Origin of the sequence: Tepidiphilus olei, assembly GCF_006980705.1 — a bacterium.
Taxonomy (GTDB): Bacteria; Pseudomonadota; Gammaproteobacteria; order Burkholderiales; family Rhodocyclaceae; genus Tepidiphilus; species Tepidiphilus olei.
Genome location: NZ_SBHO01000001.1, coordinates 436,352 through 454,336, shown reverse-complemented (window position 1 = coordinate 454,336; position 17,985 = coordinate 436,352). Strand labels below are relative to the sequence as shown.

Below are 17,985 nucleotides of genomic sequence, written 5' to 3'. Positions count from 1 at the left end.
AGCCGGACGACAGCGATCGGCCCGGAAGAGGGAATTACTTACGCAGGCCGAGCCGCTTGATGAGCTCGAGGTAACGCTCGGGTTCGGTGCGCTTGAGGTAGTCGAGCAGCCGACGGCGCTGCGACACCATCTTCAACAGACCCCGGCGGGAATGATGATCTTTCTTGTGTTCGCTGAAATGCGGCTGCAGCCCTTCGATGCGGGCGGTGAGCAATGCGATCTGCACTTCGGGCGAACCCGTGTCGTTGTCGCCGCGTTTGTATTCCGCGATGATGCGGGCTTTGGTTGCGTTGTCTAGCGCCATGGATGTGGTTCTCTCTCGTGAATCTGAACGCAAAAAATGAAAAACGAGCCGCGACCCGGAAGGGATCATTCGGCCGGGATGACCGGAACACGCGACGAAGGCGGCGTTATATTAGCAATGACGCGCTTCGGGGACAAGCCCCGCGCCGGGTCACATTCCCCCAAACCGATGAAAATGGGGATTCCCTCCTCGCGTGCCCCATAGACGCGCACCATGCCAGAGGAACGGGAATCCCCAAGCGCGGCACGGGCGATGCGCTGTCCGGCAAGAAAAGCCAGGGTCCGGGTCGCATCCAGCTCGACCCGCGGCAGGTCTGCCACCAAGGCATCGGGCGGCAGCAGCCATTCCCGCCCTTGCGCTCCCGCTTCCTCCCATTCGGCGAGCGTTCTCGCCTTTTCGACCGAAAAGGGGCCGATCGCCAGGCGTCGCAGCCGATCGATGTGCGCCGGCACCCCCAGCGCTGCGCCGAGGTCTTCGGCGAGCGTGCGGATGTACGTTCCCTTGCCGACGCGGGCATAGAGGGTGGCCGCCGCGAGGGCTTCGTCCCACTCCACGAGACGCAGCTCGTGGATCGTCACCGGCCGGGGCGCACGCTCGATCATCACCCCCTCGCGGGCGTAACGGTAGAGCGGCTTGCCTTCGTGCTTCAGCGCCGACACCATGGGCGGCACTTGCTCGATGGTGCCGAGAAAACGCGGCAGCACCTCCTGCACCGCTCCAGCGCCGAAGGAAACCGGGGCGCAGGCGATCACCTCTCCTTCGGCGTCCCCCGTAGAAGTGGCCACCCCGAAACGCACGCGAGTGAGATAGACCTTGTCGGCTTCCAGCCAGCGTTGGGCGAACTTGGTCGCCTCGCCGAAAGCGAGCAGCATGAGGCCGGTCGCCATGGGGTCGAGCGTACCGGTATGCCCCGCCTTCGCCGCCCCCAAGGCGCGGCGCACCCGTTGCAGCGCGGCGTTCGCCGTGAGCCCCTCGGGCTTGTCGAGCAGCGCCACGCCGTCAAGCACCACGGTCTTCGTCCTCGCCATCCTTTCCCGGTTCCTTGCCCACCGCCTCGTCGATGAGATGCGCCAGGCGCAGTCCCCGTTCGATCGACTCGTCGTAGACGAAGGTGAGCTGTGGGATGGTGTGGATGTGCAGACGCCGGCCGAGCTCGCGGCGCAGGAACCCCGCCGCGTGCTGCAACCCCTCGAGGAGCTCCGGGATGGTGGCCGGATCGGCGAGCGTAGACACATACACCTTGGCGTGCGCGAAATCCGGACTCACGTCGACGGCGGTGATGGTGACGAAGCCCACACGGGGATCCTTCACCTGCCGCGCGATCAGCTCGGCCAATTCTTCGCGGATGCCCTCGGCCACCCGCGGCAGGCGGGTCCGATTGCCGCCTTTCATGCCAAGGTCCTCGCCACTTCGCGTACTTCGAACACTTCGATCTGGTCGCCTTCTTGAATGTCGTTGTAGCCCTTGACCGACAGGCCGCATTCGTAGCCGGCCTTGACTTCGCGCACGTCTTCCTTGAAGCGTTTGAGCGAATCGAGCTCGCCCTCGTGGATGACGACGTTGTCACGCAACACGCGCATCTTGGCGCCGCGCTTGATCGTGCCTTCGAGCACGTAGCAGCCCGCCACGGTGCCGACCTTGGGCACGCGGAAGACCTGACGCACCTCGGCCAGACCGATGATCTCTTCCTTGCGCTCGGGCGAGAGCATGCCGCTCAAGGCCGCCTTGATCTCGTCGACCGCGTCGTAGATGATGTTGTAGTAGCGGATGTCCACGCCGTAGCTCTCGGCGAGCTTGCGCGCGCTGGCGTCGCTGCGCACGTTGAAGCCGATGATGATGGCGTTGGACGCCTGGGCGAGGTTGACGTCGCTCTCGCTGATGCCACCCACTGCGCCGTGGATGACCTGCACCTTGACTTCGTCGGTGGAGAGTTTCTCCAGCGACTGCTTGAGCGCCTCGAGGGAACCCTGCACGTCGGCCTTGATGATGATGGGCAGCGTCTTCACCTCGCCCTCGCTCATCTGCTCGAAGAGATTCTCGAGCTTGAGCGCCTGCTGCTTGGCGAGTTTCACCTCGCGGAACTTGCCCTGGCGATAGAGGGCGATCTCGCGCGCCTTGCGCTCGTCGGGCAGTACCACGAACTCTTCGCCCGCCTGCGGCACGTCTTCCAAGCCCAGGATCTCGACGGGCATCGAAGGTGCGGCCGAGTCGACCGGTTTGCCGGTTTCGTCGAGCATGGCCCGCACACGCCCCCAGGTGGAACCGACGAGCACCACGTCGCCCTTGCGCAGCATGCCGCTTTGCACCAGCACGGAGGCCACCGGGCCGCGCCCTTTGTCGAGGCGTGCCTCCAGCACGATCCCTTTGGCCGGGCCTTCGGCCGGCGCCTTGAGCTCCAGCACCTCGGCCTGCAGCAGGATGCCTTCGAGCAGCTCGTCGATCCCCTGCCCCGTCTTGGCCGAGACGTTGTAGAACATGGTGTCACCGCCGTATTCTTCCGGGATCACGCCTTCGGCCACGAGCTCTTGCCGCACGCGCTCGGGCTTGGCCTCCGGCTTGTCGATCTTATTGACGGCAACGATGATGGGCACGCCGGCGGCACGCGCGTGGTGGATCGCCTCGCGCGTCTGCGGCATCACCCCGTCGTCGGCGGCCACCACCAGCACCACGATGTCGGTGGCTTGCGCACCCCGCGCCCGCATGGCCGTGAAGGCCTCGTGACCCGGCGTGTCGAGGAAGGTGATGGTACCGCGCGGCGTTTCCACGTGATACGCCCCGATGTGCTGCGTGATGCCGCCCGCCTCGCCCGCAGCCACCTTGGTGCGGCGGATGTAGTCGAGCAGCGACGTTTTCCCGTGGTCGACGTGACCCATGACGGTGACCACCGGCGGACGCGGTTTTTCTTCGTAGTGCTGCTCGCCGACTTCCTCGAGGAAGGCATCCGGTTCGTCCAGACGGGCAGGCACGGCCTTGTGCCCCATCTCTTCGACCACGATCATGGCCGTTTCCTGGTCGATGACCTGGTTGATGGTGGCCATGATGCCCATCTTCATCATGGTCTTGATGACCTCGGTGGCCTTGACCGACATCTTGTGCGCCAACTCGGCCACGGTGAGGGTCTCGGGCACATGGACTTCACGCACGATCGGTTCGGTGGGCGCCTGGAATTGTTGGGAACGTGATTCCGTCCCCCGGGGAGCGCGTTTGCCCGCCTTTCCGCCCTTGCCACCTCCTTTCCAGCCGGCGCTGCCATCGTCGAGCGCGCGGACTTTGAGCCCGCCGCGTTTGGGTGCCCGCTCTTCGACTTTTTTCTCGACCTTCTTCTCTTTGTCCTTCACCTTGTGCAGGGTCGGACGCTCTTCCGTCGCCGGTTTGGCCGTGCCGAGAGCCGCCTCGGCAGTGGCAGTCGCTGTTTTTTCGGCCTTCGCCGCATCCTCTCGCAGTTGAGCCTGCGCGCGTGCCTGACGAGCGAGCTCGCGTTCGCGCTTGGCGCGCAGATCGGCCTCCTGGCGGGCACGCAGCTCGGCCTGACGCTTGGCCTCGGCCTCTCGGCGTGCGATCTCTTCGGGGGGCAAGATGGATGTCGCGGATGGCTGAGGTTTGGGCTTGCTGGGCTCAAGCGGCGTTGCGGTCCGCTCGGGCTCGGATGCCGGTGGGGGCTCGCTCGCCTTCGACTCGGCGACGGGAGGAGGAACCTCCGGTGCGGCGGCTCGAGCCGGGGGCTTCGAAGCCGTCACTTCCGGTGCAACGGCCGCGCGCTCCTCGCTTGCCGCGACTTCAACCATCTCGGGCTCGGTCGTTTCGGCGGGCACGGGGGAGATCGTTTCGGCAGAAGGCGCCGGACGCGCCGACGGAGCCGATTCGACCGTTGTGGTCGCCTTCAGCGCCGCCTCGAGCTTGGCCTGCTCCTCCTTCGCCTTGGCGAGCAGCTCGTCGCGGTTGACCAGCACCCGCTTCTTGCGCACCTCGACCTGCACGGTACGTGCGCGCCCCTGGGCATCGGTTGCTCGCAGGGCGGTGGTTTCCTTGCGAGTGAGCGTGATCTTGCCACTGCCGCCTTCGCCGTGCTGACGTTTGAGAAAAGCGAGCAGTTGCGCCTTGTCCTTGGCCGTGATGCCATCTTCGGCGCTCTTCTTCTCTACGCCCGCCTGCTGCAATTGGTCGAGCAAGCGTTGTACGTCGAGCCCTAGCTCTTCGGCGAATTCTTTGACGTTTTTCGTTTCCATCTTGCTTTCCCCTTACTCGAACCAATGGGCACGCGCCTTGGTGATCAAATCGGCGGCGCGCTCATGGTCGATGCCGGTCAATTCGGCGAGCTCGTCGGTCGCCAGTTCCGCCAGATCGTCGAGCCGGGTGATACCCTGGCGAGCGAGCTTCACGGCCAAATCCTTGTCCATCCCTTCGAGCTCAAGGAGTGCAGGCTCCACCTGTTCGATCGCCTCCTCGATGGCGATCGCTTCCGAGAGCAGCGCCGTGCGGGCGCGTTCGCGCAGCGCCTGCACCGTCTCTTCGTCCAGGCCCTCGATCGCCAGCATTTCGGAGAGCGGCACGTAGGCGATCTCCTCGAGCGAGGAAAAGCCCTCGTCGATCAGCAGATCGGCAAGCTCCTCGTCCACGTCGAGTTTCTCCATGAAGAGAACGCGCAAAGCTTGCCGTTCCTCTTCCAGCTTCTGCTGCGACTCGGCTTGGCTCATCAGGTTGATGGTCCAGCCGGTGAGCTCGGAGGCGAGCCGCACGTTCTGCCCGCCGCGGCCGATGGCGATGGCGAGGTTCGCGTCGTCGACCACCACGTCCATGGCGTGTTTTTCTTCGTCGACCACGATGGAGAGCACTTCGGCCGGCTGCAGCGCCGCGATCACGTACTGCGCCGGATCGGGCGACCAGACGATGATGTCGATCTGTTCCTGGGCGATCTCGTTGCGGACCGCCATCACCCGCGAGCCGCGCATGCCCACGCAGGTACCCACCGGATCGAGCCGCGGATCCTTCGAATGCACGGCGATCTTGGAGCGCAGACCGGGGTCGCGGGCGCAGCCCTTGATCTCGATGAGCCCCTCCTCGATCTCCGGCACCTCCAGCTCGAAGAGCTTGACGACCAACTCGGGCGAGGTGCGCGAAAGGATCAGCTGCGGCCCGCGGCCGCTGCGATCGATGCGGATGACCACCGCCTTAATGCGGTCGCCGACGCGCAGCGCCTCGCGCGGAATCATCTGCTCGCGCGGCAGGAGCGCTTCCAGCCGACCGATTTCGACGATGGCGTTGCCGCGCTCCATGCGCTTGATGGTGCCAGAGACGAGCGTTTCCTTGCGCGAGAGGAATTCTTCGAGGATCTGCTCGCGCTCGGCGTCGCGAATCTTCTGCAGCACGATCTGCTTGGCCGTCTGCGCTCCGATCCGCCCCAAATCCTGCACCGGAATCTCTTCCTCGTAGTATTCGCCCACGCGAATGTCGGGATCGATCTCGCGCGCGTCGATGAGCCCCATCTCGCGCTCGTCGTTGGTCACTTCGGCATCGGGCAACACCAACCAACGCCGCCAGGCGCGGTACGTGCCGGTGGAACGGTCGATCTCCACGCGCACGTCGGCGTCTTCGTGGAGATGCTTCTTCGTGGCGGAGACGAGCGCCGCTTCCAGCGCAGCGAAGACGACATCCTTGGAGACGTTCTTTTCATGGGCCAGCGCATCGACCAACAACAGCAGTTCGCGACTCATCGTTTCTTACCTCCGAAACCGTCGAATTGGGGGACGAGGCGGGCCCGGTCGATCTCCGCCAACGCGAATTCATGTTCTCCCAGGTCGCTCGAGACGCGCACCCGATCCTCTTCGATACCCAGCAGTTCCGCTTTCAGATTCTTGCGCCCCTGCCAGGGCTCATGCAGCTTGAGCTGGACCTGGGAACCGACGAAACGGGCGAAATCGCGTGGTTTCTTCAGTACCCGGTCGAACCCCGGCGAGGAGACTTCCAGACGGTCGTAGTCGATGTCCTCGACCTCGAACACGCGCTGCAGCTGATCACTCACCGCCGCACAGTCATCGACGGTGACACCGCGCTCGATGTCGATGAACACGCGCAGAATGCGCGCCCGGGGCGAGACTTCGAAATCGACGAGTTCGAACCCCATGCCTGACACCACCTGCTCGACCAAGGCTTCCAGATCCACCATGTTTCACCCAAGAAAAAAAAATGGGCCAGAAGAGCCCATTTCCGTTTGCTTACCAACCGGAAATCCGGGCAACTTAGCAAGTTTGCCCGGACGAGATGACGAACTATAGCACCATCGAGGGGGTTTTTACAAGAGAGAGTGTTTCTACAAGATATTAGATCGACACGCTCCACACTTCTCGAAAAAGCGCTATATTTAGAGCTATATTCGTAGCCGTTACTTTGAGGGGAACGCATCATGGATGCAATCTACGCCAACTACTCCATCAGCATGTCCGAGTTCAAGCGCAACCCGGCACGGGTGCTGCGCGCCGCGGGCGAGAAGCCCGTGGCGGTACTCAACCACAACCGTCCAGCCTTCTACCTGATCACTCCCAAGCTCTTCGAGGCGCTGGTCGAAGAGTTGGCCGACCGCGATTTGGTCGATTTAGCCCGCCGACGTCTGGCCATGAAGGACAGCGCCGTCGAGGTGGATCTTGACGAGCTCTGATCCTTCGGCCAGGGCAACGAAATATCGCCTGAAGTTTCTGCCCGCAGCGCTAGAGGAATGGAACGCCCTGGACGGCAGCCTCAAAGCCGTCTTCAAGAAACTACTCGAGAAGCGATTGGAGCAGCCGCGCGTCCCCGGCGCGGAATTGCACGGGGATCTGCGCGACTGCTACAAGATCAAACTGCTCAAGCAGGGCTACCGACTGGTGTATCAGGTCGAGGACGATGCTCTGGTCGTGCTGGTGCTGGCCATCGCCAAGCGCGAGGACATGGTTGCCTATCGCGCGGCCATCGAGCGATTGATTGTAGATAGGTAGTGCCAGCCCCTCTGCGATGGCGCGCGCTCGCGGCTCTTTCAACCCACCCAGCGACGGGCATTGAGGAAGAGTTGGAACCATGGCGATTCCTCGCCCAGGCCAGGTGGCGCCCAGGACCATTGCACCGTGCGGAAAGCGCGTTCCGGATGCGGCATGAGGATGGTAAAGCGGCCATCGGGCGTGGTGAAGCCCGTGGTGCCGCCTGCGGAGCCGTTCGGGTTGAAGGGGTAGCGCTCGGTAGGGGCGCCGCGGTGATCGACGTAGTGCAGCGTCGCGATCGCCTTGGCAGCCTGTTCGGACGAGGCGAACTCGGTGCGTCCCTCGCCGTGGCTCACCACGATGGGCAATCTGCTGCCTGCCATCCCCGCGAAGAAGATGGAAGGGCTCTCCAGCACCTCCACCATCACGAAGCGTGCCTCGAACTGCTCGCTGCGGTTGCGCACGAAACGCGGCCAGTGCGCCGCCCCGGGGATGATAGGCGATAGTTGCGCCATCATCTGGCAGCCGTTGCATACTCCCAGAGCGAAGCTGTCTTCGCGCGCGAAGAACGCCGCGAACTGCGCCCGCAGCGTTTCATTGTAGAGGATGGCCTTGGCCCAACCCGCCCCGGCTCCGAGCACGTCACCATAGGAAAACCCTCCGCAGGCGGCGATTCCTTTGAATTCCTCGAGCCGGCGCCGACCGGCGACGAGATCGGTCATGGGCACGTCCACGGCCTCGAACCCGGCCCGGGAAAACGCCGCGGCCATTTCCGCGTGGCTATTGACCCCCTGCTCGCGCAGGATGGCCACGCGCGGGCGCGCGCCGCTTGCCACCATGGGCGCCTTGTCCATCTCGAAAGTAGGCGCGCAGGAAAGGCCGGGGTCCTCGGCATCGGCGAGCGCGGCGAACTCTTCCTCGGCGCAGGTTTCGTCATCGCGCAAGCGCGCGATGCGCCGGCTCACTTCGCTCCAGCGCTGCCACAGCGCCGTGCGCGGGGCGGCATAGAGAAGCTGCCCGCCGTGCCACAGGCGCAGTTCGTCGCGGTCGTTCAAGGTGCCGACGAAATGATGCACGAGGCCGTGCTCGCGCAGGATTTCGCGCACCTCCTCGCGCCGGTCGCGCTCGATCTGGATGAGCGCTCCCAGCTCCTCGGCAAAGAGGGCCGAGAGCACCGCGTCGTTGCGCCGTCCCAGCACGGTGTCGGATCGCTTGGTCGAATCCACGTCCAGGCAGGCGCCGCCGATCGCCACCGTGTCGAGCTGCAGCGAAAGGCCGCAGCCCGAGGCGAACATCATCTCGGCGGCGCAGGCGAGCAAGCCGCCGTCGGAGCGGTCGTGGTAAGCGAGCACCAGGCCGCGCGCGCGCAGTGCCCGCAGCGCGTGCCAGAATCCGGTCAGCGTCTCGGGGCGCACGTCGGGCGCCTGCTCGCCCACCGAGGCATACACCTGGGCGAGCGCCGAGCCTCCCAGGCGGTTTTTGCCCTCGCCCAGGTCGATCAGCACCAGTTCCGTCTCGCGCGTGCCCTCGCGCACGAGCTCCGGCGTGAGCGTGCGGCGCACGTCCTCGACCGGGGCAAAGGCCGTGACGATGAGCGACACGGGCGAGACCACCTCGCGCTCGCTGCCGTCGGCCTCGCGCCAGGCCGTCTTCATGGAGAGCGAATCCTTGCCCACCGGAATCGCGAGCCCCGCGCTTTGGCAGAAGCGGCTCACGGCCGCGACCGTCTCGTAGAGCCGCGCATCCTCGCCACGATGCCCCGCCGCCGCCATCCAGTTGGCCGAGAGTTTCACCCGCGTGAGTTCGGCCACGTCGGCCGCGGCGAGGTTGGTGATCGCCTCGCCCACCGCCATGCGCCCCGAGGCGGCCGGATCGACGCAGGCAAGCGGCGTGCGCTCGCCCATGGCAAAGGCCTCGCCCGCGTATCCCGTGAAATCGGCCGAGGTGACCGCCACGTCGGCCACCGGCACCTGCCAGCGCCCCACCAGCTGGTCGCGCGCCGTCAAGCCGCCGACGGTGCGATCCCCGATCGTGACGAGGAATTTCTTGCTCGCCACCGACGGCAGCGCCAGCACCCGCTCGATCGCCTCGTCGAGCGCGATCGGCGTGAGATCGAAGGGTGGAAGGTGGATCGCCCGGCGCGAAACGTTGCGCACCATCTTCGGCGGCTTGCCCAGCAGCGTCTCCATCTCCATGCGCACCGGATCGTTGCCGAAGAGCCGATCGTGCACGACGAGCATGCCGTCCTCGCTCGCTTCGCCCACCACAGCGAAGGGGCAGCGCTCGCGCGCGCAGATGGCGGCGAAGCGCTCGAGCTGCTGCGGCGCCACGGCCAACACATAGCGCTCCTGCGCCTCGTTGCACCAGATCTCGCGCGGGCTCATGCCCGGCTCCTCGATCGGGATCTCGCGCAGCTCGATGTGCGCCCCCAGGCCGGCCCCATCGACGAGCTCGGGCAAGGCGTTCGACAGGCCCCCTGCCCCCACGTCGTGGATGGAGAGAATGGGATTGTCGATGCCGAGCTGCCAGCAGCGGTCGATCACTTCCTGACAGCGGCGCTGCATCTCGGGGTTACCCCGCTGCACCGAGGCGAAGTCGAGCTCCGCCTCGTTCGTGCCCGCGCTCACCGAAGAGGCCGCCCCGCCGCCCAGGCCGATCAGCATCCCCGGCCCGCCGAGCTGGATCAGCAGCGTTCCCGGCGCGAAACCGACTTTCTTCGCCTGCCGCGCCTGGATCGCGCCCACCCCGCCGGCGATCATGATGGGCTTGTGGTAGCCGCGCACCTCGCCGTCGACCTCGAGCTCGAAGGTACGGAAATAGCCGGCGAGATTGGGGCGGCCGAACTCGTTGTTGAACGCCGCTGCCCCGATCGGCCCCTCGATCATGATCTCCAGGGGCGAAGCGATGCGCCCCGGTCGCCCATGAGCGTGCTCCCAGGGCTGCTCGAAGTCGGGCAAATGCAAGTTGGAGACGGTGAACCCGGCAAGCCCCGCCTTGGGCTTGGCGCCGCGGCCGGTGGCCCCCTCGTCGCGGATCTCGCCGCCCGCGCCCGTGGCCGCACCCGGGAAAGGCGAGATCGCCGTGGGATGGTTGTGCGTCTCGACCTTGCCGAGAAAATGCATGCGCTCACGATGGGCACGCCACACGCCGTCGGCATCGGGATGCAGCACCTCGCACTCCCGCCCCTCGAACACCGCCGCGTTGTCGGCATAGGCCACGATGGTGCCTTCGGGATGCGCCGCGTGCGTATCGCGAATCCATTGGAAGAGGGACTTTTCCTGCTCCTGACCGTCGATGACCCAGCGCGCGTTGAAGATCTTGTGCCGGCAATGCTCGGAATTGGCCTGGGCGAACATCATGAGCTCGACATCGGTCGGATCGCGCCGCATGCGCCGGTAGGCGTCGAGCAGATAGTCGATCTCGTCATCGGAGAGCGCCAGACCCATCGCGCGGTTCGCCGCCTCCAGCGCTGCACGCCCTTCCTGCAAGAGCGGCACCGTCTCGAGCGGCTTGGGCGGAAAATGCGCAAAGAGCCTCGCCCCTTCGGCCGGATCGTGGACGACCGATTCCGTCATGCGATCGTGCAGCAGCGCCTCCACCGCCGCGCGCTGCGCCGCGGCAAGCCGCCCGAACCCCTCCAGCCGATAGACGATGCCCCGCTCCAGCCGGCGCACCGCCGAAAGCCCGCACTGGTGCGCGATGTCGGTGGCCTTGGAGGACCACGGCGAGATCGTGCCGAAACGCGGCAGCACCACCAGCACGTCCGCCGGCGACTCCGGCGGCGCCGGCTGCGCCGCCAGCAGCTCCATGAGGCGCCCGCGGGCGAGCGCATCGAGCGGTGCCTCGCACTCGGCCCAGAACCACTGTTGCGCCGACAGCGTCGCCTCCCGGCCGATCGCCGCGGCCAAACGCCGCGCCAGACGCTGCAACCTCGGCGCCGACCAGGCAGCGCCCCCTGCGAACGAGACGATTTCGCTCATGAATGACCGCCAACGAACCGGAAACGGGAATTATACCGTTTGCCGTGCCCTTTATTTCCTGGTCGGCTTCGTCTATGATGGCGAATAGGGGAGCCGCCTCGAACGACCGTCGCGCCGAGCCTCGGTACGAAGCGCCCAAGACAGCCGCATGTTCCCCCTCCCGCGTACGGGCACAGATCGGCACACCGCACCGTGCAGCGAACCCTCTCTGATCGGAGCCACGCCAATCGACATGAGTAGAAGAAAGATTCGAGTGCGCCAGCTTTACTGGATCCTCGGGCTCACCCTGATCGCCATCGTACTCACCCCGCTGGTGCGGCTCTTATGGCACCCCCCCACCACGGTCCAGACGCCGACGAAAGAGCCTCCGCTCCCCTGGAGCATCACGTTCGACGAGGCTGGCCGCCCGTCCGTTTTCGGTCTCGTCCTCGATTCGAGCACCGTTGCCGACGTTCTTCAGCACCTCGGCAAAGGCGGTCAGTGGGCGATCCTCGAACGCCCCGGAAACCCACCCGTGCTCGAAGCCTATTACCCCGATTTCATCGTCGGACGAATCGAAGGCAAACTCATCCTCCGGTTCTCCGGCGATCCCGAGGCGCTGTCGCGCGAATTCACCCGCCACGGCCGGGCCGAACCCACCGCCAGCGGCGCCCGCAAGGTCGAGGTCGGCCCAGAAAGTCTCTCCAGGCTATCCCGGCTTCCCCTCACCCTCATCACGTTCCTGCCCAAAGCGCAAATCGACGAGGCCATATTGCGCGAACGGTATGGCTCACCGGCCCACCAGTGGCTCGAGGAAGAAACCAAGGTTCAACACTATCTCTACCCCGAACGCGGCATCCACATCCTGCGCACCGAGCGCGGCCGTACCGTGATCGAATACACCACGCCCGAGCGATTACGTCGGCACCTTTCGATCGAACGGCATTGATTCGACCTTTCGAACCTCGTATAATCCGCGGTTTTCGATCACCACCGTACATCGAGGAACACACATGGTCGTCATCCGTCTCGCCCGTGGCGGCGCCAAGAAGCGCCCCTTCTACAGCCTCGTGGTCACCGATTCGCGCAATCGCCGCGACGGTCGCTTCATCGAACGCGTCGGCTACTACAACCCGCTCGCCTCCGGCAACGAAAAAGGCCTCTCCATCGATTTCGCCCGCCTCGACTACTGGACCAGCCACGGCGCCCAGCTCTCCCCCACCGTGCGCCGCCTCGTCAAGCAAGCGCGCCAGAACGCCGCCTGAATCTCGCTCCATGGCCATCGTCGTCCTGGGGCGCCTCGTCGCCCCGTTCGGCATCAAAGGCTGGTTCAAACTCCACGCATACGGCGACGACCCCGGTTCCTGGGCCGAAATGCCCCATTGGTGGGTCGCGCCCGCCCCCGATGCTCCCTCGGAATCTTGGCAGACCCTGTCGCTCGCCGAGCTTCGTCCGCACGGCCGCGGGCTCATCGTCAAGTTTGCCGGCATCGACGATCGCACGGCCGCCGAAGCCTACCAGGGGTGGTACATCGGTGCGCCACGCGAGGCCCTGCCCGAAACCGAAGAAGACGAATACTACTGGGGCGATTTGATCGGTGCCGAGGTGCATACGAAAGGTGGCGCTGCGCTGGGCCGCGTCGCCGAGCTGATCGCCACCGGAGCGAACGACGTCCTCTCCGTGCGCGACGAAGCGCACGATCGCACCCGCCTCATCCCCTTCGTGCGCGCCTACGTGCTCGACGTCGACTTGCCCGGGCGCCGCATCACCGTCGACTGGGACCCCGACTGGTAGTCGATGCGCCGCTACGACGTAGTCACGATCTTCCCCGCCATGTTCGCTGCGCTGACCGAGTACGGCGTCACCCGGCGTGCGCACGAACGCGGCCTCTACGAACTCGCGCTCCACGATCCACGCAACTTCACCGACGATCCCCACCGGCGTGTCGACGACCGCCCCTACGGCGGCGGCCCCGGCATGCTCATGCGCCCGGAACCGCTCACCGCCGCCCTGCGCCACGCTCGCACCGAGCAGATCCGCGCGGTCGGCACCCCCGGTCCGGTCATCTACCTCTCGCCCCAAGGCAAGCGCCTCGATCACGCCGAAGTGATGCGGCTTGCCGCACGCCCGTCTTTCATCCTGCTCTGCGGCCGTTACGAGGGCATCGATCAGCGCGTGATCGAAGCCGAAGTGGACGAAGAGCTCTCCCTCGGCGATTTCGTCCTCACCGGCGGCGAGCTCGCCGCCATGGTCGTGCTCGACGCGGTGATCCGCCAATTGCCCGGGGCGCTGGGCGACGCGCAGTCGGCCGAAGCCGACTCTTACGTCGGCGGCCTGCTCGATCACCCCCACTACACCCGCCCCGAAGTCTTCGAAGGCCGAGCGGTGCCCGAAGTGCTGCGCTCGGGCAACCATGAAGCGATCGCACGCTGGCGCCTCAAGGAACGCCTGCGCCGCACCCGGACGTTGCGCCCCGATCTCCTCGCCTCCCGCCCCCTTTCCGTGCTAGAATCGCGCCTGCTCGAAGAACTCGAGCAAGAAGAGAAACGCGACGCATCAGCCTGAAACCCGGCTGCTCTGTGCGCAACCAGCCCCCTCGAGGGGCGTTTTTGCTACCAGGAGTTCCCGATGAACCTGATCGAACAGATCGAACGCGAAGAAATCGCCCGGCTCACCGCCGACAAGTCCATCCCCGACTTCCGCGCCGGCGACACCGTCGCCGTGCAGGTCAAGGTGAAAGAAGGCAACCGCGAGCGGCTGCAAACATTCGAAGGCGTGGTCATCGCCCGCCGCAACCGCGGCCTCAATTCTTCCTTTATCGTGCGCAAAATCTCCTCCGGCGTGGGCGTGGAGCGTACCTTCCAGCTCTATTCCCCGTTGGTCGCCTCGATCCAGGTCGTGCGCCGCGGCGACGTGCGCCGCGCCAAGCTCTACTATCTGCGCGAGCGCAGCGGTAAAGCCGCCCGCATCAAGGAAAAGATCGTGCGCAAGAACCGCGAAGGCGCGGCCCAGCAATCCGAGCAGTAAGCCCGCCGGCGTCTACCGCGCCGAAACGCACGGAGAAAAGGAAAAAGGCCCGCACGGGCCTTTTTCTTTCATGTCCTCCTCAGCGTCGCTCCACCCAATGCATCATCGCCAGGGCGAGCAAGGTGAAGGTCATCGCGGGCAGCGCAGCCGCCAACCAGGGCGACCACCCCGCGAGCACCCCCAGGCTGCCCGCGAGGGAATTGAGCAAGTGGAAGGCCACTCCGAGCAAAGTCCCCAGGAACACCTTGAAACCGATCGGAGCGCCTCTTGCATGCCCCAAGGCAAAGGGCAAAGCCAATGTCACCATCACCAAGGCCGTCAGCGGATAGACCAATTTGCGTCCCAGGGCCTGCAAATAGCGATCCGCGTTCTGTCCATTGCGTATGAGATGCCGGCTGAACGTGTAGAGCGCGCCGATGCTCATGCGGTACGGCTCCACCATCAGCACCGCCAGCACACGGGGCGTGAGCTCCGTGCTCCATTCGAGCTCCGGCAGCGACTCCGCCGTGATCCTCTCGGGCGCGAGCCGACGCCGTTGCACCTCTTTCAAACGCCACACCCCCTGCACGGGATCGAATTCCGCCTCCCTCACCTGGTCGATCGCCGTCATCACCCGATCCGGCCCGAAACGATAGATCTCCAGCTCGCGCAGCCGTCCATCACTCCCCAGGCGACGCACGTTGAGGAAATCCTCCCCCTCACGGATCCACAAGCCCGAGCGCATGTCCGTGGAAAAGTCGCTTCCACCCATCGCCTGCAAACGAAAACTTCGCGCCGTCTGCTCCGCCGGAGGCACCAGCCACTCCCCCACCGCGAAAATGATCACGCCCTGGATCAGCGCCGCCAGGGCGAGGATACGCCACAGCCCACCCACCGACATTCCGGAAGCGCGCAGCACCGCCAGCTCCGAATGCCGCGCCAGCTGCGCCAGCGCCGCCAGCGTTCCCACCAGCAGCGCAATGGGTAGCAACTCGTACAAACGAGACGGAAGCCGCAACACGACATAGAGCGCGGCCTCTTTCAGGCCATAAGCCCCACGTCCGATATCATCGAGCTGATCGACGAAATCGAAGAAAAGAAAGAGTGCGATGAACACGGCCGTCACCACCGCCGTGGCCCGCAACACCTCCGTCACGATCCAGCGTGACAGCACGCTCATCCCCGTCTGTTCCTCCAGACCATCAAGCCGAGCCAGGCCAACGCAGCCAGCGCGTGCGGCAACATCAACCCCGACCAGAACTCCATTCGACCCCGCGCAATCCACCCGTAACTCACGCTGATGAAATTCGTGTACGTCACGAACACGAGCACGGCCATCACCAAGGCGTACCCCTTGCTCGTACGCGGACTCGACTCACCCAGCGGCAAAGCCATCGCAACGAGCAGCAACACCGCCAAGGGCAAGCCCAAACGGCGGGCGAGCTCCGCCAATGCCTGCCGCCCCGGCTCGGCCAGCAACTCAGGCAAAGGGATCGCCTTCATCCGGAATCTGGGTGACTCGCCCGCTTTCGCCTGCAAACGCAATTCCTGCCACTCGAACTGCTCGATGCGAAACGCCAACGGCGTCTGCCCTTCTTCGTACCGCCGCCCGTCGAGCAAACGCACCCACTGCGCCTCGTCCCGCTGGAAAAGTTCGGCATCGGCCGCAAAGATCACGGAACTGCGCTCCTCTCGCCGCAAGCGCGCGAACACCTGTTGCCGTCCATCCTGGCCCGGCATCACGAAGAACACCCGCCGCCCATCGCCCGACTCGCGAAACACCCCCGGCGCCACGCTCTGCGTCTCGTCGCGCGCCGCCGCGCTCGCCAACAGCTCTGCACGCTGCCGCTCCGACCAAGGCGACACCCACATCGTGATCCACAGCACCAAGAGCGCCAAGGGAAGCGCGAAAAAGAGCAACGGATCGTAAAAGCCCACGCGCGACACCCCGGCCGCACGCCAAACCACCCACTCCGAATCCCGCGCCAAACGCTGGATGGTCAGCAACACCCCAGCGAATCCGCCCAATACCAGCACCAGCGGCAACTGGCCGATCACGCTCAATCCCAAGAAGGTCCACACCAGATCGGCCGGAATCTGACCGCCGGCCGCCTCCCCCACCAGCCGCACCACGAGCACGGTCAAGGCCACGGCAAGCAGCCCAAAGGCCGCCATCGCCGCGTTCTGTACGATCTCGGCTAAAATGCTTCGACGAAAGATCATCGGATCGACTACGAGGAGTGAGCCCGTGGAATTTACCATAAACGTCCAACCCGCCGAAAAAATCCCTGCCACCTCCTTCGTCCTCCCCGTCTTCGCCGACGAGCCCACCCTGCTCGTCACACACCTCGACAAGCTCACCAAAGGCAAGCTCTCGGCGCTCCTGAAAGAAGAAACCGATCTCGACAAAGCCGGAAGCCTGCACACCTACACCACGCTCCCGGGGCTGGACGCCGAACGCCTACACGTCGTCTCGCTGGGCCCGCGCGCCAAGCTCGACCGCCGCGCCTGGATGAAAGCGGTGCGCTCTGCCGCCGCGGCGCTCGCCAACGGCCCCGTCGGCACGGCCGTCGTCTCGCTCGCCGAGATCGAAGTGCCCGGAACCACGCTCACCGAACGCCTGCGCCGGCTGGCCACGGCACTCGAAGACGCCACCTACACCTACGACGCCACCAAAACCACCAACGGCAAGAAACCACGCGGCGCCGAGCGCATCGAACTGCCGCTGCCCACGCCGCTCACGCCCAACGAACTCGCCGCCCTCGAAGAAGGCCGGGCGATCGCCGCCGGCATGGCACGCGCCCGTGAGCTCGGCAACCTCCCGCCCAACCTCTGCACCCCCGCCAAACTCGCCGAAACGGCGCTCGAACTCGGCAAGGCCTACGATCTAAAAGTCGAAGTGCTCGAGCGCGAGGATGCCGAACGCCTCGGCATGGGCGCTTTCCTCGCCGTGGCCGCCGGCAGCAAGACACCCCCCAAATTCATCGTGGCCGAATACCGCGGCAGCGGCGAGAAACGCCGCAAACGCCGCCCCATCGTCCTCATCGGCAAAGGCATCACCTTCGATTCGGGCGGCATCTGCCTCAAGCCCGCCGCCCAGATGGACGAGATGAAATTCGACATGTGCGGCGCCGCCGCCGTGCTCGGCACCCTGGAAGCCGTCGCCCGGCTCAAGCTCCCGCTCGACGTCGTCGCCATCGTCCCCGCTACCGAAAACCTCCCCAGCGGCACCGCCACCCGCCCGGGCGACGTCGTGCGCACCCTCGCTGGCCGCACGGTGGAAATCCTCAACACCGACGCCGAAGGGCGGCTCATCCTGTGCGACGCCCTCACCTACGCCCAGCGCGAATACCACCCCGAATGCCTCATCGACGTGGCCACGCTCACCGGCGCCATCGTCATCGCCCTCGGCAAGGAAGCGACGGGGCTGCTCGCCAACGACGACACTCTGGCCCGCGAACTCCTCGCAAGCGGTGAGCGCGCCGCCGACCCCGCCTGGCAGCTGCCGCTGTGGGACGAATACCAGGAAGCGCTCAAGAGCAATTTCGCCGACGTGGCCAACGTCAGCACCGACCGCGCCGCCGGCTCCATCACCGCCGCCTGTTTCCTCGCCCGCTTCGTGGAAAACGTCCCCTGGGCGCATCTCGACATCGCCGGCACCGCCTGGCGCTCCGGCGAGAAAAAAGGCGCCACCGGCCGCCCCGTGCCGCTGCTCGTCGAATTCCTCCTCGAGCGCGCCGCCGCCCGGCGTCAGGCCGACTGACTCCTC

The 17,985-nt window shown here is 65.6% G+C and carries 17 protein-coding genes; 8 read left to right on the top strand and 9 right to left on the bottom strand.

The window, feature by feature from the left end:
• Positions 1–34: 34 nt before the first annotated feature.
• The 6 genes from rpsO to rimP all read right to left on the bottom strand — a co-directional run bounded on the left by rpsO (position 35) and on the right by rimP (position 6,467).
• Positions 35–304 carry a 30S ribosomal protein S15 gene (gene rpsO, locus EPD80_RS02225; protein WP_142804438.1) on the bottom strand — a complete coding sequence of 90 codons (270 nt, stop codon included), beginning with the start codon at positions 302–304 and terminating at the stop codon, positions 35–37.
• A 65-nt stretch (positions 305–369) separates the two neighbouring features.
• Positions 370–1,332: a tRNA pseudouridine(55) synthase TruB gene (gene truB / locus EPD80_RS02220; RefSeq protein ID WP_142809057.1), complete on the bottom strand. Its 963-nt coding sequence runs from the start codon at positions 1,330–1,332 to the stop codon at positions 370–372.
• Positions 1,304–1,696: a 30S ribosome-binding factor RbfA gene (gene rbfA / locus EPD80_RS02215; RefSeq protein WP_142809055.1), complete on the bottom strand. Its 393-nt coding sequence runs from the start codon at positions 1,694–1,696 to the stop codon at positions 1,304–1,306. The genes truB and rbfA overlap by 29 nt, the downstream gene beginning before the upstream one ends.
• Positions 1,693–4,530 (bottom strand): translation initiation factor IF-2, encoded by a 2,838-nt coding sequence (gene infB, locus EPD80_RS02210; protein ID WP_142809053.1) that lies wholly within the window; start codon positions 4,528–4,530, stop codon positions 1,693–1,695. Before infB ends, rbfA begins: the two co-directional genes overlap by 4 nt.
• Before the next feature lie 12 nt (positions 4,531–4,542).
• Positions 4,543–6,015: a transcription termination factor NusA gene (nusA, locus tag EPD80_RS02205; RefSeq protein ID WP_142809051.1), complete on the bottom strand. Its 1,473-nt coding sequence runs from the start codon at positions 6,013–6,015 to the stop codon at positions 4,543–4,545.
• Positions 6,012–6,467 carry a ribosome maturation factor RimP gene (rimP, locus tag EPD80_RS02200; protein WP_142804433.1) on the bottom strand — a complete coding sequence of 152 codons (456 nt, stop codon included), beginning with the start codon at positions 6,465–6,467 and terminating at the stop codon, positions 6,012–6,014. Before rimP ends, nusA begins: the two co-directional genes overlap by 4 nt.
• Before the next feature lie 237 nt (positions 6,468–6,704).
• Between rimP and EPD80_RS02195 the strand changes: the two genes are divergently transcribed.
• The gene (locus EPD80_RS02195) at positions 6,705–6,956 is read left to right on the top strand and encodes a type II toxin-antitoxin system prevent-host-death family antitoxin (protein WP_142804432.1); all 252 of its coding nucleotides are present in this window, start codon (positions 6,705–6,707) and stop codon (positions 6,954–6,956) included.
• Positions 6,943–7,272, top strand: a complete 330-nt coding sequence (locus tag EPD80_RS02190) for a type II toxin-antitoxin system RelE family toxin (protein ID WP_142809049.1) — start codon at positions 6,943–6,945, stop codon at positions 7,270–7,272. The genes EPD80_RS02195 and EPD80_RS02190 overlap by 14 nt, the downstream gene beginning before the upstream one ends.
• 38 nt (positions 7,273–7,310) lie before the next feature.
• Here the strand turns inward: EPD80_RS02190 and purL are convergent, their stop codons facing one another.
• Positions 7,311–11,231: a phosphoribosylformylglycinamidine synthase gene (purL, locus tag EPD80_RS02185; protein ID WP_142809047.1), complete on the bottom strand. Its 3,921-nt coding sequence runs from the start codon at positions 11,229–11,231 to the stop codon at positions 7,311–7,313.
• A gap of 232 nt (positions 11,232–11,463) precedes the next feature.
• Between purL and EPD80_RS02180 the strand changes: the two genes are divergently transcribed.
• The 5 genes from EPD80_RS02180 (at position 11,464) to rplS (ending at position 14,237) form a co-directional block, all read left to right on the top strand.
• A complete protein-coding gene (locus EPD80_RS02180) occupies positions 11,464–12,159 on the top strand; it encodes a hypothetical protein (RefSeq protein ID WP_142809045.1) in 696 nt (231 codons plus the stop codon).
• A 64-nt stretch (positions 12,160–12,223) separates the two neighbouring features.
• Positions 12,224–12,475, top strand: a complete 252-nt coding sequence (gene rpsP / locus EPD80_RS02175) for a 30S ribosomal protein S16 (protein ID WP_142809043.1) — start codon at positions 12,224–12,226, stop codon at positions 12,473–12,475.
• 16 nt (positions 12,476–12,491) lie between these two features.
• Positions 12,492–13,004, top strand: a complete 513-nt coding sequence (gene rimM, locus EPD80_RS02170; protein WP_142809347.1) for a ribosome maturation factor RimM — start codon at positions 12,492–12,494, stop codon at positions 13,002–13,004.
• A 3-nt stretch (positions 13,005–13,007) separates the two neighbouring features.
• Positions 13,008–13,775 (top strand): tRNA (guanosine(37)-N1)-methyltransferase TrmD, encoded by a 768-nt coding sequence (trmD, locus tag EPD80_RS02165; RefSeq protein WP_142809041.1) that lies wholly within the window; start codon positions 13,008–13,010, stop codon positions 13,773–13,775.
• A 63-nt stretch (positions 13,776–13,838) separates the two neighbouring features.
• Positions 13,839–14,237 (top strand): 50S ribosomal protein L19, encoded by a 399-nt coding sequence (rplS, locus tag EPD80_RS02160; protein WP_142804425.1) that lies wholly within the window; start codon positions 13,839–13,841, stop codon positions 14,235–14,237.
• A gap of 79 nt (positions 14,238–14,316) precedes the next feature.
• Here rplS and lptG read toward each other — a convergent pair whose 3' ends face one another.
• Complete coding sequence (gene lptG, locus EPD80_RS02155) at positions 14,317–15,396, bottom strand: LPS export ABC transporter permease LptG (RefSeq protein ID WP_142809039.1); 1,080 nt, start codon at positions 15,394–15,396, stop codon at positions 14,317–14,319.
• Positions 15,393–16,439 (bottom strand): LPS export ABC transporter permease LptF, encoded by a 1,047-nt coding sequence (gene lptF / locus EPD80_RS02150; RefSeq protein WP_185955366.1) that lies wholly within the window; start codon positions 16,437–16,439, stop codon positions 15,393–15,395. The genes lptG and lptF overlap by 4 nt, the downstream gene beginning before the upstream one ends.
• A gap of 25 nt (positions 16,440–16,464) precedes the next feature.
• Between lptF and EPD80_RS02145 the strand changes: the two genes are divergently transcribed.
• Positions 16,465–17,979, top strand: coding sequence for a leucyl aminopeptidase (locus EPD80_RS02145; protein ID WP_142809038.1), 1,515 nt, complete (start codon positions 16,465–16,467; stop codon positions 17,977–17,979).
• The last annotated feature ends 6 nt before the right edge of the window (positions 17,980–17,985 follow it).